This window comes from Bradyrhizobium sp. CB2312, from assembly GCF_029714425.1.
Taxonomy (GTDB): domain Bacteria; phylum Pseudomonadota; class Alphaproteobacteria; order Rhizobiales; family Xanthobacteraceae; genus Bradyrhizobium.
On sequence record NZ_CP121668.1, the window covers coordinates 7,560,752 to 7,575,659 of the forward strand.

Below are 14,908 nucleotides of genomic sequence, written 5' to 3' on the forward strand. Positions count from 1 at the left end.
CTCATGATGACCCCGACCTCCCTGCTCTATCCCGACGCCTTCCTCTCGCCGCTCGCCATCGACGCGGCCGTGCAGCTCGCACTGGCGGAAGACCTCGGCCGCGCCGGCGACATCACCTCGCTCGCGACCATCCCCGAAGCAACGAAAGCGCAGGCCATCCTGGTCGCGCGCCAGTCCGGCGTCATTGCTGGATTGCCGCTGGCACTGGCGACGCTGCAAAAGCTCTCGTCCGACATCGAGGTGCGCGCGCATGTCCGTGACGCCGCCCGCGTTGCCCGCGGACAGCACGTCCTGACGATCTCAGGCCCCGCCCGCGCCATCCTCACGGCGGAGCGGACCGCGCTGAATTTCGTCGGCCGGCTGTCCGGTGTTGCGACGCTCACGGCCGATTACGTCGCGCGCACCGAGGGCACGAAGATGCGGATCTGCTGCACGCGAAAGACCACGCCGGGATTGCGGGCGCTAGAGAAATACGCGGTGCGCTGCGGCGGCGGCTTCAACCACCGTTTCGGGCTCGATGATGCAATCCTGATCAAGGACAACCACATCGCGGTCGCCGGCGGCATCCGCCCGGTGCTGGAGCGCGCCCGTGCGCATGCCGGCCATCTCGTCAAGATCGAGATCGAGGTCGATACGCTGGCGCAATTGCGCGAGGTGCTCGATACGGGTCTCGCCGACGCCGTGCTGCTCGACAACATGGACCTTGCGACCTTGCGCGAGGCGGTGCGGATGACGGAGGGGCGCCTCGAGCTGGAAGCGTCCGGCGGCGTCACGCTGGACTCGATCGCCGCGATCGCGGCGACCGGCGTCGACTATGCGTCATCCGGCGCCCTGACGCATTCGGCGCCGAACTTCGACTGTGCGCTGGATATCGAGGCGTGAGGTGGCCTACTCCCTCTCCCCGTTCTTACGGGGAGAGGGTTGGGGTGAGGGGCCTCTCTCCGCACATGCGACTGTCGCGGGACCTGTACCCCCTCACCCGGATCGCTAAAGCGATCCGACCTCTCCCCGCAAGCGGGGCGAGGTGAAGAATGCCTACCTCCGTTCGCTCACGCCCATCTCGGCGGAGCTCTTGGCTTCCTGCGCGAGCTCGGCGGAGAGCGCGGCGGTCTGCGCCGGGGTGCCCCAGCTCGGCTCCTCGCTCCCGTCGCCCCAGGCGCGCGGGCGGTAGAAGGTGTGCACGCCGGTCTTGTACATCTTCTTCATCTCGGCGACCCAGGACGGGCGCACCCAGTAGGCGTGGTAATGCGTGGACTTGCCGACCTCGGGCAGCCAGATCTGGCCGTCGAGCATCGCCTTCGAAATCTTCTTGGCACGCTCCCACATCTCCGGCTCGCGGATCACGTCGGGATTGTTGTCGCAGGCGAAGGTGAACTGGCAGGCGAAGTGGCGATATTTGTTCTGGTAGACCACGCCGCACACGGTATCAGGATATTTGCCGGAGAACACGCGGTTCATCACCACCTGCGCCACCGCCATCTGGCCGCGCACGGCTTCGCCGCGGGATTCGAAGTAGATCGCCTCGGCGAGACATTTTTCCGACTTCGCGCGCGACTTGTCGTCGAGTGCGAGCCGCTCCGCCGGCGATCTAGTGCGCTGGTTGTCGACGTTGACCTCGCCCTTCGGCGCGACGCTCTCGCCGCTTTCGATATCCCTGGCGATCTCTTCGGTCGGCGGCGTCAGCGAGGCCGTCACCTTCATGTCGGGATCGGGCATCACGATCAGCGGCTCGGCGCCAGGCTGCCAGCTTTCGATGCTCTCGAGATTGCCGCCGAGCGAGGAGCTGCCGAAGAACAGCTTCGCGGTCTTGACGCTGAAGGGATCGCGCGGCGGTGCCGCCGGTAGTGTCGCCTGCTTCAATGCCTCCAGCGGCTGCACCGCGAACGAGCGCGCGAGGTCGCTGGCCTTTGGCGGATTGGCATATTGCGGCAGCGGCGGCGCCCGCAGCGCTTCGGCGAGCTCGGGATCGAGCGCGGCTGCGGACTCGGGCGACATTGCTTGCGGCAAGGTGGCGGTCTTGGCGCCGAACACCGAGCTGTTCGAGGTCGCGGGATCTTCCTGCGCGGGCGTCACGGCCGGTGCTGTCGTCTCTGGCGCCTGCGCAGGCGCGACGGTTGCGAGACGATCGCCCTTCAGCGAGCGATCGACCTTGGGAAAATCGGCGGCCTGGTAGCGCGGCGGCGCCTGCAGCGCCGGATTGCGGCTGATTGCGCCGGTGACGTCGCGACTGTCGAGGCTCGCGAGCCGAACCATCGCGCTCTGCGGCGCCGACGTGCCAATGGGCCGGGAGAAACTGTAGGTGGCCAGTTGGATCGAGGACGCCGCGGAAAACACCTGCTTCTGCCAACGCTCGGCAACGCCGGGCTGGCGCGCCAGCAGAGAGGCAATGTCCTGATAGCCGGTCTCTCTCGGCATCAATGCGAAGATGCAGAGACCGATGCCGAAGGACGCGAACCGCGCGCCCTTCGGATGGTTACGCAACACTGACATCGATACGCTCACGCAACGCTTACGCCCGTTCCGATCGAACTCAGTACATCCGTGCAATTCGATCTTTTTCGTAAGTATCCAATTTAGGTTGCCGGGGCGTTAATCGGCGTTGCGCGCGCGGCACACTCAAGCGAACACAGGTGATTTCGCGGGGCGATTGCGCGCGTGGTAAATGCCGCCTCATCTGAAGCGGTAAACAATCGGTCAATGCGAATGGTGAAGGAACTCTTGCACGCGCGTATCATTACGGGACGCGGGGTGAGTTCCCGGCATAAGCACGAGATGCTTCTACACAACGGGTGTCATGCCCCGCGAAGGCGGGGCATCCAGTACGCCGCGGCTTCTCGCTTCAATCACTGGCATCACGGAGTACTGGATCGCCCGCCTTCGCGGGCGATGACAGTGAGTGCGTGGTGACTGCTCGCAACAACTCCGCGCAAAATGAAAAAAGGCGGGGTTTGGCCCCCGCCTCTTTCACATCTCGCAATCAGTCTTCCTCTTACGCCTGGCTCGCAATCGCCTTGCCGAGCGCGGCCTGCGCCGCGGCAAGCCGCGCGATCGGCACGCGGTAGGGCGAGCAGGAGACGTAGTCGAGGCCGATATTGTGGCAGAAGGCGACGGAAGCGGGATCGCCGCCGTGCTCGCCGCAGATGCCGACCTTGAGCTTCGCGCGCGTCTTGCGGCCGCGCGCGACGCCGATCTTGACCAGCTCGCCGACGCCTTCCTGGTCGAGCGCGATGAAGGGATCGACCGAGAGGATGCCCTTCGCCACGTACGGACCGAGGAAGCTCGCCGCGTCGTCGCGGCTAATGCCGTAGGTCGTCTGCGTCAGATCGTTGGTGCCGAACGAGAAAAACTCGGCCGACTGCGCGATCTCGGCCGCAAGCAGACAGGCGCGCGGCAGCTCGATCATGGTGCCGACCTGATAGGCGAGCTTGGTGTTGGTGTCGCGCATCACCGACTGCGCGGTGGCATCGATGCGCGCCTTAACGAGATCGAGCTCGGCCTTGGTCGCGATCAGCGGCACCATCACCTCGAGGCCGATGGCCTTGCCGGTGCGCTTCTGCGCCTCGACCGCCGCCTCGAAGATCGCACGCGCCTGCATCTCGGCGATCTCAGGATAGGCGATCGCGATGCGGCAGCCGCGGAAGCCGAGCATCGGATTGAACTCCGAGAGCTCGCGCGCGCGGTCGGCGAGGCGCCGCGGGTCGGTGTTCATGGCACGCGCCACTTCCTCGACCTCGGCGTGGGTGTGCGGCAGGAATTCATGGAGGGGAGGATCCAAAAGCCGGATCGTGACGGGCAGGCCCTTCATGATCTCGAACAGCTCGACGAAGTCGGCGCGCTGCATCGGCAGCAGCTTTGCGAGCGCCGCGCGGCGCGACTGCTCGTCCTCGGAAAGGATCATCTCGCGCACGGTGCGGATGCGCGTCTCCTCGAAGAACATGTGCTCGGTGCGGCATAGGCCAATGCCTTCCGCGCCGAACTTGAGCGCGGTGCGCGCATCCTCCGGTGTGTCGGCATTGACGCGCACGCCGATCTTGCGGACCTGGTCGGCCCAGTTCATCAGCGTGCCGAACTCGCCGGACAGCTCCGGCTCGATCATCGGCATGCGGCCGGCGAGCACCTGGCCGAGCGAACCGTCGATGGTGATGACGTCGCCGGTCTTGAAGGTGCGCGAGCCGATGCTCATGGTGCCGCGGCCGTAATCGACGCGGATGGTGCCGCAGCCGGAGACGCAGGGCTTGCCCATGCCGCGCGCGACCACCGCCGCGTGCGAGGTCATGCCGCCGCGCGTGGTCAGGATGCCTTCGGCGGCGTGCATGCCGTGGATGTCTTCCGGGCTGGTCTCGATGCGGACCAGGATCACCTTGCGACCGTCGGCCTGAAGCTTGGCCGCTTCATCCGAGGAGAACACGATCTCGCCGGAGGCCGCGCCCGGCGAAGCCGGCAGGCCGGTCGCGATCACGTTGCGCTTGGCGTTGGGATCGATGGTCGGATGCAGGAGCTGATCGAGCGAGGCCGGATCGATCCGCGTCACCGCTTCCTTCTTGGAGATCAGGCCTTCGTTGGCGAGTTCGACCGCGATGCGCAGCGCCGCCTTCGCGGTGCGTTTGCCGCCGCGGGTCTGGAGCATCCACAGCTTGCCCTGCTCGACCGTGAACTCCATGTCCTGCATGTCGCGGTAGTGCTTCTCGAGCAGCGTGTAGATCCGCGTCAGCTCCTTGAAGGCCTCCGGCATCGCCGATTCCATCGACGCCTTGTCGGAGCCGGACTCCTTGCGCGCTTCCTCGGTGATGTCCTGCGGCGTGCGGATGCCCGCCACCACGTCCTCGCCTTGCGCGTTGATCAGGAACTCGCCGTAGAGCTTGCTCTCGCCGGTCGAGGGATTGCGCGTGAACGCAACGCCGGTCGCCGAGGTCTCGCCCATGTTGCCGAACACCATCGCCTGCACGTTGACCGCGGTGCCCCAGGATTCCGGAATGTCGTGCAGCTTGCGATAGGTCATCGCGCGCGCGTTCATCCAGGATGAGAACACCGCGCCGATCGCGCCCCAGAGCTGGTCGTGCGGATCCTGCGGGAATTCCTTGCCGGTCTCGCGGGCGACGGCGTCCTTGTACTTGCCGACCAGCTCGACCCAGTCCTCGGCCGACAGATCGGTGTCGAGCGTGTAGCCCCGGCTGTCCTTGAAGGTGTCGAGGATCTCCTCGAAGTGATGATGCTCGAAGCCGAGCACCACGTCGGAATACATGGTGATGAAGCGGCGATAGCTGTCATAGGCGAAGCGGCGGTCGCCCGAGAGCTCGGCCAGCGCTTCGACGGTCTCGTCGTTGAGGCCGAGATTGAGCACGGTGTCCATCATGCCCGGCATCGAGGCGCGCGCGCCGGAGCGCACGGAGACGAGCAGCGGGTTCTTGGTGTCGCCAAACACCTTGCCGGTCAACTTGCCGACATAGTCCAGCGCCTTCTCAACCTGCGGCTTCAGCTCCTTCGGGTACGTCTTGCCGTGCTCGTAGAAATAGGTGCAGACCGAGGTCGGGATGGTGAAGCCGGGAGGCACCGGGAGGCCAAGATTGGCCATCTCGGCGAGGTTGGCGCCCTTGCCGCCGAGCAGGTCGCGCATCTCCGAGCGGCCCTCGGCCTTGCCGTCACCGAATGTGAACACCCATTTGCCCGCCTTGGCGGCTGGCGCGGCTTTGGCGGGTGCAGCCTTCTTCGGCGCAACCGGCTTGGTCACAGCCTTTGCAGCAGCTTTAGCGGCAGGCTTTGCAGCCGGCTTGGCTGCAGGCTTGGTCGCCGCTTTTGCAGCCGCCTTGGCGACCGGCTTCGGGGCGCTCTTGGCCAGCGCCTTGCGGGCTGGCGGCGCGGCTTTCGCGGCGGCTGAAGACTTTGATTTCGCTGAAGTTTTATTAGGCTTCGAGGCGGCTTTGGCCATAGCTTGCACACAACCTGCGAGAGGGAGGGGAAATCGCGGGCCTTACACCATTTTGGGCGGGCCCGCGCAAGTCGGACTGTTCCGGAAAGTGAACCCCTAGAGGTGGAGCCACTTCAGGAGCCCAAGCCCGATCGCGCCGTTGACGATGAGGAAGATCGCGACGATCAGGTTGAGCAGCCGCGGCATGATCAGGATGAGCACGCCCGCAATCAACGACAGGATCGGCGAAATGTGGGCGACGGTGATGTGCATGAACTATCTTTCCATGAGGTGAGGCGAATCGCGGGCGGATCATAGCGGCCTCGGTTCGGCGAGTAGAGACGCGCAGGCGGCGAGCGGGTTCCCGCCACTCACGAAAACTGCCCGAAATTGCCCCTGATGCGGCGGGGCTTTTCCCGGAACATTGCGAAGAGGCCCGCATTGGCAAGCGGTTGCGCTACTCGCGCTTCCCGAAGAATCACGTCGAAGGAGTTTTCCATGCGGAACAGGATTCTTGCTCTTGCAGCGCTTGCGGCCGCGATCGGTTCGCCCTTGGCGGCGCAGGCGCAAAGCGGGGCCACAGTCGGACGCGCGCCCGTCGTGGTCGACTCTGGCCCGACCATCGCGGTCGAACAGCGACCGGCCTTCCGCGAATATGTCGTCGAACAACGTGTGCCGGCCTTCCGGATTCCGGATCGCGTGGTGGTCGGAGCCACCTTACCGGAGACCGGCATCACCTATTATGACGTGCCGCAACGTTTCGGCGCCACCACCTATCGCTACACCGTCGTGAACGGCGAGACCGTGCTGGTCGAGCCGCGCTCGCGCCGCATCGTCGAGGTGATGGACTAAAGCATGATCCGGAAAAGTGCGCAGCCGTTTTCCGAAAAGCTCATGCGCAAACAGCAATCCGAAGCGCGATGACGATTCATCCTGATCTCATCGCGCTTTAGTTCAGCTCGACACGAGCTCAACTCGATGTCCGGCGCGTCACTTCAATCAGGCTGGCGCGAAGCAGTGTTAAATCGGACATCAGGCCCTGCCCGGTCCTCCCCCCGCCGGGCGGGGCTTTTTTGTATCCGTCATTCCGGGGCGCGCCACTTGGCGCGAGCCCGGAATCCATACTCACGATCGTGGTTATGGATTCCGGGCTCGTGCTTCGCACGCCCCGGAATGACAGCGTCAATTGTTGCGCGCCTCAATCCTGGATCTTCGAGAAATCCGCCACCGCACGCGTAGCGCTGCGGATCTCGTTCAGCAGCTTCAGACGGTTCTCGCGCACCTTCGCATCGTCGTCGTTGACGCGCACCTTGTCGAAGAACGCATCGACCGGCGGACGCAGCTTGGCCATCGCGCTCATCGCAGCCGCAAAGTCTTCCTTGGCGACGGCGGCGCTTGCCTCAGCCTTCACCTCGCTGATCGCCTTCGCCAGCGCCTTCTCCTCGGCGAGGCTGTAGAGCGCAGCATCGGGCGCACCCTCGAAGGTCCGCTTGTCCTTCTTCTCCTCGATCGAGAGGATGTTGCTGGCGCGCTTGGTGCCGGCGAGTAGGTTCTTGCCGTCGTCGCTGTCGAGGAATTTTCCAAGCGCCTCGACGCGGCGGATGATCATGAGGAGATCATCCTGGCCGCCGAGCGCGAACACGGCATCGACGAGATCGTGCCGCGCGCCCTGCTCGCGAAGCTGGACTTTCAGGCGGTCAGCGAAGAAGGCGAGCAAATCGCTCGGGAGCTTCTGCGCATCCGCAGGCTGCACCGACAAGCCGGCGAGCGCGGACGCCGCCACCTTCATCAGCGACAAGCGCAGCGCATTCTCGGCGATCAACCGGATCACACCGAGTGCCGCACGACGCAGTGCATACGGATCCTTAGATCCCGTCGGCTTTTCGTCAATCGCCCAGAAGCCAACGAGCGTGTCGAGCTTGTCCGCAAGCGCGACGGCAACACTGACCGGGTCGGTCGGCACGCGATCAGTCGGCCCTTGCGGCTTGTAGTGGTCCTCGCAGGCGGCAGCGACGGACGCATCCTCGCCCTGAGCCAGCGCGTAGTACTTGCCCATCAGGCCCTGCACCTCGGGGAATTCGCCGACGACTTCCGTCAGCAGATCCGCCTTGGCGAGATGTGCGGCGCGCGTCGCCTTGGCGACATCGGCGCCGACCAGCGGCGCGATCTCGGCGGCGAGACGCTCGATGCGCTTGATGCGCGCGGCCTGGGTGCCGAGCTTCTCGTGGAACACGATCTGCTCGAACTTCGGCAGACGATCCTCGAGCTTCGTCTTCAGATCGGTCTCATAGAAAAACTTCGCATCCGACAGGCGCGGACGGATCACGCGCTCATTGCCTGATACGATGACCTTGCCGCCGTCGGTCGCCTCGATATTGGCGGTGAGGACGAACTTGTTGGTCAGCTTGCCCGTCTTGGGATCCTTGACGACAAAGCACTTCTGGTTGTTGCGGATGGTGGCGCGGATCACCTCGTCCGGGATCGCGAGATATTCTTCCTCGAACGATCCCATCATGACGACAGGCCATTCGACGAGGCCCGAGACCTCGTCGAGCAGCACCTGATCCTCGACCAGCTCAAAACCTTGCGCGAAGGTCAGCTCCTTGGCGTCTTCGAAGATGATGTCCTTGCGCGCCTGCGGATCGAGGATGACCTTTGCCGCCTTCAGCTTGGCTTCATAGTCCTCGAAGCGGCGCACGGAGATCGCGCTAGGGGCCATGAAGCGATGGCCGTAGGTGGTCTGGCCGGTTTCGATGCCGTCGACCTCGAACTTCACGATATCGGGATCTTCGGTCTCGGGCCCGAACGTGGCGGTGATCGCGTGCAGCGGACGCACCCAGCTCAGCGAGCCCGGCTTGCCCGAGCGCGCGCCCCAGCGCATCGATTTCGGCCAGGGGAAGGTGCGGATGATGACGGGCAGGATTTCCGCGAGCACATCGATCGCATCGCGGCCGGGCTTCTCGATCAGGCCGATGTAGAAATCGCCCTTGGGATCGCGCTGGATCTTGGCTTCATCCAGCGATTTCAGACCTGTCGCTTTCAAAAAACCCTGCACGGCGGCATCGGGCGCGCCGACCTTCGGGCCGCGGCGTTCGGTCTTCAGATCAGGCTGGCGCGCGGGGATGCCGTGCACGGTGAGCGCGAGGCGGCGGGGCGTCGCGAACGCTTTCGCGCCCTCATAGACGAGGCCTTCGGCGACGAGCTTGTCGGTGACCATGCGGCGCAGATCGTCGGCCGCCTTGGCCTGCATGCGCGCGGGGATTTCTTCCGAGAACAGTTCAAGCAAAAGTTCGGGCATCAGGCCGCTCCGCCCGCTTCAGTGTGGATCCAGGCCTCGCCGCAGGCTTTTGCCAATTCGCGCACGCGCAAGATGTAGCTCTGCCGCTCCGTCACCGAGATCACGCCGCGTGCGTCCAAGAGGTTGAAGACGTGACTGGCCTTGATGCACTGGTCATAGGCCGGCAGCGCCATCAGATGCTGCTTCCTGTTGCCGCCTTCGCGCCAGCCGGCGTCGAGATACTTTCGGCAGGCGGCTTCGGCCATCTTGAACTGCTCGAACAGCATCGCGGTGTCGGCATATTCGAAGTTGTGCCGGGAATATTCCTGCTCGGCCTGCAGGAAGACGTCGCCATAGGTGACCTTGGCGTCGCCCTCGCGGCCGTTGAAATTGAGATCGTAGACGCGGTCGACGCCCTGCACATACATCGCGAGGCGCTCGAGCCCGTAGGTGAGCTCGCCCGCGACCGGCGCGCATTCGAAGCCGGCGACCTGCTGGAAATAAGTGAACTGGCTGACTTCCATGCCGTCGCACCAGCACTCCCAGCCAAGACCCCAGGCGCCCAGCGTCGGGCTCTCCCAATCGTCCTCGACGAAGCGAATGTCGTGCACGGCGGAATCGATGCCGATCGCGGCGAGCGACTTCAGGTACAGCTCCTGAAGATTCGGCGGCGACGGCTTCATGATCACCTGGAACTGGTAATAGTGCTGCATCCGGTTCGGGTTCTCGCCGTAGCGGCCGTCCTTGGGCCGGCGCGAGGGCTGCACATAGGCCGCGTTCCAGGGCTTTGGCCCGAGCGCGCGCAGCGTGGTGGCCGGATGGAAGGTGCCTGCGCCCATCTCCATGTCGTAGGGCTGCAGGATCACGCAGCCCTGCTCGGCCCAGAATCGCTGGAGCGCGAGGATGAAGCCCTGGAACGAGCGTTCCGGGCGCATATGGGCGGGCAATGAGGCGTCCATCGTCAGATCAGGCTCTCGCGGGGGGTTTTGAATCGCGCGGGACCGTATCGACGGCGGGGGTGGGAATCAAGGCAAAGGGGGCCGATTCGGGCCAAATGGCCGTCGTCCGGGGATGGTGTCGTAGGGTGGGCAAAGCGAAGCGTGCCCACCATCGTCATCACCAGTGCCGAGGGATGGTGGGCACGGCGCAAGGGCGCCTTTGCCCACCCTACGGCAGCGTTTCCTAGCCGGGCCGATAAGCTCCGGTCACGGGGTCACGCTTCAGCGTCTGGATATCCCCCATGCGGGCGGTCTCAGCGACGCGCGACAGGCGCATCTCCTCCAGCTCCTGGTTGATCCGGACGGCGGTCTTGTAGGCCCAGCGGACCACGGCAAGCCCGCCCAGGACGCCCGCGAAAGCGACGAACGGCGGCATCTGTCGATCCTTGTCTAGTGCTCAGCCCCCACGCGCATTCTCGCGCAGACCGGGCCGCGCCGCAATTGGCTCGGGCCGGACCAAATGGCGCGGGAGCGCGCCGCCTAGAACCCGAATTTCGCCCAAATCGCCCGCGTCTCGACCGCCGAGATCAACTCGTCCGGCAGCCCGGCCATTGATTCCATGGCCAAAAGCTGCCCCGCGCCGGGCGCTTTCCGCCCGAACAGGCCGGACAAAAGTCCTGTCGGCTGCGCAATCACGGGGGTGAGAACCTTCTCGCCATAGCGGGCACGAAGAGTTGAGCGGAGATCGCCGATGCCGTCGGCGAGCCCCAGCGCGATCGCACTCTCGCCGGCCCAGTACTCTCCCGTGAAGAGCGTGTCGTCATTGCCGTTCAGCCGTGCGCCGCGGCTGTCCTTCACCAGCGAGATGAAGATCTGGTGGATCTCGCGCTGGATCGCCTTCAGCTTGGCCACATCATCCGGGTTTTCCGGGAGGAACGGATCGAGCATCGCCTTGTGCGCACCGGCGGTGTAGAGCCGCCGCTCGATGCCGAGCCGCCTGATCGCGTCCTGGAAACCGAAGCTGCCGCCGACCACGCCGATCGAGCCGAGGATGGAGGACGGATCACAAATGATCTCGTCGCCCGCGCAGGCGATCATGTAGCCGCCGGAGGCCGCGACGTCCTCGACGAAGACAAGCACCGGCAGCTTCTTCTCCGCCGCGAGCTGCTTGATGCGCAGGTAGATCTGGCGCGACTGCACCGGCGAGCCGCCGGGCGAATTGATCACCAGCGCCACAGCCTTGGCGTTCCGATACGAAAACGCCCGCTCCAGGATTCGCGCGACCCCGGCGAGCGTCATGCCCGGCCGCAGCGGCGTCACCGCGCCGATCACGCCCGAGAGCCGCACCACCGGCACCACCGCCGTGCCGGGACGGAAGCGCGCCGGCAGATATTCCATGAGCTTGTCGGCCAGGCCGGAACTCTCTCGATCGTTCAATTGTTCGGCCATGCCGTTACCTCTGATTAACCATTTCTTATCACGCGAGTGTCATTGGAAGTGCCTGGAACGTGTTTTGCAGATTTCCCGTTGGGAGGCTGCAATGGGGCAGCGGAGAACACCATGAAAATCTATCTGCTGATGCTGCTGATCGGTGCGCTGTTCATGGCGATCCGCCTGACGTCCCCGCAGGAACAGCAATCGGAATCGCTTCCCCAGTAAGCGATCACGGCTCCGCCAGCGACAAGGCCGCCCTCCCTTCCAGGATATCGCTCACCTCTTTTTTAGGCATGCGTGACTCATCATTGAGCACGAGGCCCGATAGCAGGCGTGTCGGGGCCCGACCGCCCTTGACCGCGCGCACCAGCACCCGGATCGCGGACCGTCCCGCCTCGCCGTGAACCGGCAGGATCGCGAGGCTTCCGAAGCCGCGTGACAGCGCTGCCAAGACATCGCCGATTCCATCTGCACGCCAAATCAAGGTGAGCGCGCCATTCGATCGAAGGATGCGCCGTGCTGCATGCACCCAGGCATGCAGCGTCTCGTCGGTCGCGACATGCGCGATCTGACGCGCCTGATCGGGCGAGCCGCGGTGGCGCGCGGGGTCGTTGAAGGGCGGATTCATCAGCACCACGTCGACGCTGTCGGGCACGAGCCCGTGTGCCGCAAAGACCTGCGCGTCAGCCGTGGCGTCGAGCACGATCGTCTCCGCGGCAATCCCGTTCGCCGCCGCATTGGCGCACGCAAGCTCAGCCAGTTCCGGATTGATCTCGACGAGGCCAAGCCTGATCCCCGCGACGCGACGCGCCAGCGCCAGCCCGGCCGTGCCGATGCCGGCGCCGAGATCGACCACGCGGTCGCCTGCGTGGGCTTCGGTCGCCGCCGCAAGCAATATGGCGTCGTGCCCGGCGCGATGGCCGGATCGTTTCTGCTTGAGGCGCAACTGCCCACCGAGAAAGGCGTCCTCGGTGATATCTGTGACGACGTCAATCATCGCCGCGCAGTTCGTGGCTGAGGCCGGCCTCGATCAGGAGCGCCCGCGCCTCCTGCGCGTCGTCCTCATGGACCAGGATCCGCCGCGGCAGGATGCCGAGCGAGCCCTCGATGATGCTCATATTCTGGTCCAGCACCAGATGATGGATATTGGCGCCGTCGAGCAGCGCGCCGATCGCCGACACCAGCACCATGTCGTTGGTCCGAACCAGTTCACGCAAAACGCAGGACTCCTGCCTGAAAGGGGCTAAAAGGGGCAAATGTCAATGGTTCCGCGGGCCTTGCCGCATCCGCTGCCAGTTTCTATTGTCTTTCCATCAGAATAGCCCCTCCGGGGCAAATATTGGAGACCGGCGTGGCCGTCATCGTACCTTTCGAAACTCCCGGCGCGTCGATCGAAGAGCTGGTGGCCCTTGTCGCTGGTGACATGGAACGCGTCAACGCCACGATCCTGTCGCGGACCGGTTCCGACGTGACCATGATCCCGGAGGTCGCCAACCACCTCATCTCCTCAGGTGGCAAGCGTCTGCGCCCGATGCTGACGCTCGCCATGGCCAACCTCGCTGGCTACACCGGCGACGGCCATATCAAGCTCGCGGCCAGCGTCGAGTTCATGCACACCGCCACGCTGCTCCACGACGACGTCGTCGACGAGAGCGAGATGCGCCGCGGCAAGCTGTCGGCGCGCATGCTCTGGGGCAACGAGGCCAGCGTGCTGGTCGGCGACTTCCTGCTCGGACAGGCGTTCCGCATGATGGTCGAGGTCGGCTCGCTCCGCGCGCTCGACATCCTCTCCGCGGCCGCCGCCACCATCGCCGAGGGCGAGGTGATGCAGCTTGCCGCCGCCAAGAACACCGCGACCACCGAGGACGAATATCTCGCCGTGATCCGCGGCAAGACCGCCGAGCTGTTTGCTGCGGCCTGCGAGGTCGGCCCTGTGATCGCCAACCGCCCCAAGGCCGAGCAGACCGCCTGCCGCTCGGTCGGCATGAATCTCGGCATCGCCTTCCAGCTCGTCGACGACGTGCTCGATTATGGCGGCAAGAGCGCCAAGCTCGGCAAGAACACCGGCGATGATTTCCGCGAGGGCAAGATCACCTTGCCGGTCGTGCTCGCGTTCCGCCGCGGCAACGACACCGAGCGCGCCTTCTGGATCCGCGCGCTCGAGCGCGGCGAGATCGGCGATAGCGATCTCGATCACGCCATCGGGTTGATGAACAAGCACCGCGCGCTCGAGGACACGCTGAGCCGCGCCCAGCACTACGGCGCCATGGCCGTCGACGCGCTGGCGCTGTTCCCGCCCTCGCCGATGAAGAGCGCGCTGGAGCAGGTGGTGGCGTTCTGCCTGGCGCGGTCGCACTGAGCGACTGCCTCTCTTTCCTCGCAATTTGCTCCGTCATCCTGAGGCGCGAGCGGCGCGATGCGAAGCATCGCGCCACTCGCACCTCAGGGGTGACGGCGTGACATTTGCACGCGCTGCATCAACGCCGTCATTGCAATGACGGAGTTTGGAGCAACAGCACACCCACTCTCGTGTCCCGGACGCGCTGCAGCGTGAAACGCTGCTGCGCTGAGCCGGGACCCACGTAGCACCGAGCGATCAGCAACATGGGCCCCGGCTCTGCAGCGCACCGCTGAAGAAGCGCTGCGCTGCGTCCGGGGCACGAGAGGGGTTATCCAACAACCACCGACATCTCACCATTGGGCCCGTGGCCACATACATCACTCTCCCATCCCACCTCACCGGCGAACTACCTCCAAATTCTCACCGCTCCCTCCACCCGCACGACAGTTGTCCCAGTCACTTGCATTTTGCAAGTCACTACCCTACCTTCCGCCGCATGCAGCCCAAATCCCCTTCCATTCTGGAATGCCCGGTCGGCCGCGCCGTGGAGACGGTCGGCGAGTGGTGGAGCATCCTGATCCTGCGCGATGCATTTCAGGGCGCGACCAAGTTCGACGAATTCCAGCAGGGCCTCGGGATTGCGCCGAACATCCTGTCGCGGCGGCTTGCGCATCTCACCGCGAGCGGCATGTTCGTGCGCCGCCGCTATCATGAGCGGCCGCCGCGCTACGAATATGTGCTGACCGACAAGGCGCGCGACTTCTTCCCCGTGGTCGCCGCGCTGCTCGCCTGGGGCAACAAGCATCTCGCGCCGAAGGGCGAATCCATCCTGCTGGCGAGGCACGCTGGCATCCGTCCGCTCGATCCGGTTGTTGTCGATGCCGCCGACATGCAGCCGATCACGCTCGCCAATACGGTCGCCATTCCCGGGCCCCGCGCCAGCCGCGGCATGCGCGCGCGGCTCGCTTCGCTCAAAGCCATGAACCCGGCCGTCGCGCCGGCCGGAGACTGAC

The 14,908-nt window shown here is 65.1% G+C and carries 13 protein-coding genes; 4 read left to right on the plus strand and 9 right to left on the minus strand.

What is annotated here, in order from left to right; genetic code table 11:
• Window positions 1-3: 3 nt before the first annotated feature.
• Window positions 4-882, plus strand: a complete 879-nt coding sequence (gene nadC / locus QA642_RS36740; protein WP_283081260.1) for a carboxylating nicotinate-nucleotide diphosphorylase — start codon at window positions 4-6, stop codon at window positions 880-882.
• 153 nt (window positions 883-1,035) lie between these two features.
• On the opposite strand, the gene QA642_RS36745 is transcribed toward nadC, so the two are convergent.
• The 3 genes from QA642_RS36745 to QA642_RS36755 all read right to left on the minus strand — a co-directional run bounded on the left by QA642_RS36745 (window position 1,036) and on the right by QA642_RS36755 (window position 6,178).
• Entirely contained in the window at window positions 1,036-2,490 is a 1,455-nt protein-coding gene (locus QA642_RS36745; RefSeq protein WP_283081261.1) for a cell wall hydrolase, read from the minus strand.
• A 499-nt stretch (window positions 2,491-2,989) separates the two neighbouring features.
• Window positions 2,990-5,926: a pyruvate, phosphate dikinase gene (gene ppdK, locus QA642_RS36750; RefSeq protein WP_283081262.1), complete on the minus strand. Its 2,937-nt coding sequence runs from the start codon at window positions 5,924-5,926 to the stop codon at window positions 2,990-2,992.
• Between the two features lie 96 nt (window positions 5,927-6,022).
• Window positions 6,023-6,178 carry a DUF3096 domain-containing protein gene (locus QA642_RS36755; protein ID WP_018648785.1) on the minus strand — a complete coding sequence of 52 codons (156 nt, stop codon included), beginning with the start codon at window positions 6,176-6,178 and terminating at the stop codon, window positions 6,023-6,025.
• 225 nt (window positions 6,179-6,403) lie between these two features.
• Between QA642_RS36755 and QA642_RS36760 the strand changes: the two genes are divergently transcribed.
• Complete coding sequence (locus QA642_RS36760; RefSeq protein WP_283081263.1) at window positions 6,404-6,757, plus strand: DUF1236 domain-containing protein; 354 nt, start codon at window positions 6,404-6,406, stop codon at window positions 6,755-6,757.
• 346 nt (window positions 6,758-7,103) lie between these two features.
• Here the strand turns inward: QA642_RS36760 and glyS are convergent, their stop codons facing one another.
• The 6 genes from glyS to QA642_RS36790 all read right to left on the minus strand — a co-directional run bounded on the left by glyS (window position 7,104) and on the right by QA642_RS36790 (window position 12,771).
• Window positions 7,104-9,203: a glycine--tRNA ligase subunit beta gene (gene glyS / locus QA642_RS36765; protein ID WP_283081264.1), complete on the minus strand. Its 2,100-nt coding sequence runs from the start codon at window positions 9,201-9,203 to the stop codon at window positions 7,104-7,106.
• Complete coding sequence (locus tag QA642_RS36770) at window positions 9,203-10,141, minus strand: glycine--tRNA ligase subunit alpha (RefSeq protein ID WP_212435997.1); 939 nt, start codon at window positions 10,139-10,141, stop codon at window positions 9,203-9,205. Before QA642_RS36770 ends, glyS begins: the two co-directional genes overlap by 1 nt.
• A gap of 223 nt (window positions 10,142-10,364) precedes the next feature.
• On the minus strand, window positions 10,365-10,556 hold the full coding sequence (locus QA642_RS36775) for a hypothetical protein (RefSeq protein ID WP_074122886.1): 192 nt from the start codon (window positions 10,554-10,556) through the stop codon (window positions 10,365-10,367).
• A 104-nt stretch (window positions 10,557-10,660) separates the two neighbouring features.
• Entirely contained in the window at window positions 10,661-11,569 is a 909-nt protein-coding gene (locus QA642_RS36780) for a S49 family peptidase (protein ID WP_283081265.1), read from the minus strand.
• Between the two features lie 214 nt (window positions 11,570-11,783).
• On the minus strand, window positions 11,784-12,551 hold the full coding sequence (locus tag QA642_RS36785; RefSeq protein ID WP_283081266.1) for a methyltransferase: 768 nt from the start codon (window positions 12,549-12,551) through the stop codon (window positions 11,784-11,786).
• Window positions 12,544-12,771, minus strand: coding sequence for a DUF2007 domain-containing protein (locus QA642_RS36790; RefSeq protein ID WP_283081267.1), 228 nt, complete (start codon window positions 12,769-12,771; stop codon window positions 12,544-12,546). Before QA642_RS36790 ends, QA642_RS36785 begins: the two co-directional genes overlap by 8 nt.
• A 134-nt stretch (window positions 12,772-12,905) precedes the next feature.
• On the opposite strand from QA642_RS36790, the gene QA642_RS36795 reads away from it, so the two are divergent.
• Window positions 12,906-13,913, plus strand: a complete 1,008-nt coding sequence (locus QA642_RS36795) for a polyprenyl synthetase family protein (protein WP_283081268.1) — start codon at window positions 12,906-12,908, stop codon at window positions 13,911-13,913.
• A gap of 478 nt (window positions 13,914-14,391) precedes the next feature.
• Window positions 14,392-14,907, plus strand: coding sequence for a helix-turn-helix domain-containing protein (locus QA642_RS36800; protein ID WP_283081269.1), 516 nt, complete (start codon window positions 14,392-14,394; stop codon window positions 14,905-14,907).
• Window position 14,908: the final 1 nt, after the last annotated feature.

Excerpts from the sequence above, each read along its gene's own strand:
- nadC (WP_283081260.1), top strand. The coding sequence starts at position 4 with ATGATGACCCCGACCTCCCTGCTCTATCCCGACGCCTTCCTCTCGCCG.
- QA642_RS36745 (WP_283081261.1), bottom strand. The coding sequence starts at position 2,490 with ATGTCAGTGTTGCGTAACCATCCGAAGGGCGCGCGGTTCGCGTCCTTC.
- ppdK (WP_283081262.1), bottom strand. The coding sequence starts at position 5,926 with ATGGCCAAAGCCGCCTCGAAGCCTAATAAAACTTCAGCGAAATCAAAG.
- QA642_RS36755 (WP_018648785.1), bottom strand. The coding sequence starts at position 6,178 with ATGCACATCACCGTCGCCCACATTTCGCCGATCCTGTCGTTGATTGCG.
- QA642_RS36760 (WP_283081263.1), top strand. The coding sequence starts at position 6,404 with ATGCGGAACAGGATTCTTGCTCTTGCAGCGCTTGCGGCCGCGATCGGT.
- glyS (WP_283081264.1), bottom strand. The coding sequence starts at position 9,203 with ATGCCCGAACTTTTGCTTGAACTGTTCTCGGAAGAAATCCCCGCGCGC.
- QA642_RS36770 (WP_212435997.1), bottom strand. The coding sequence starts at position 10,141 with ATGGACGCCTCATTGCCCGCCCATATGCGCCCGGAACGCTCGTTCCAG.
- QA642_RS36775 (WP_074122886.1), bottom strand. The coding sequence starts at position 10,556 with ATGCCGCCGTTCGTCGCTTTCGCGGGCGTCCTGGGCGGGCTTGCCGTG.
- QA642_RS36780 (WP_283081265.1), bottom strand. The coding sequence starts at position 11,569 with ATGGCCGAACAATTGAACGATCGAGAGAGTTCCGGCCTGGCCGACAAG.
- QA642_RS36785 (WP_283081266.1), bottom strand. The coding sequence starts at position 12,551 with ATGATTGACGTCGTCACAGATATCACCGAGGACGCCTTTCTCGGTGGG.
- QA642_RS36800 (WP_283081269.1), top strand. The coding sequence starts at position 14,392 with ATGCAGCCCAAATCCCCTTCCATTCTGGAATGCCCGGTCGGCCGCGCC.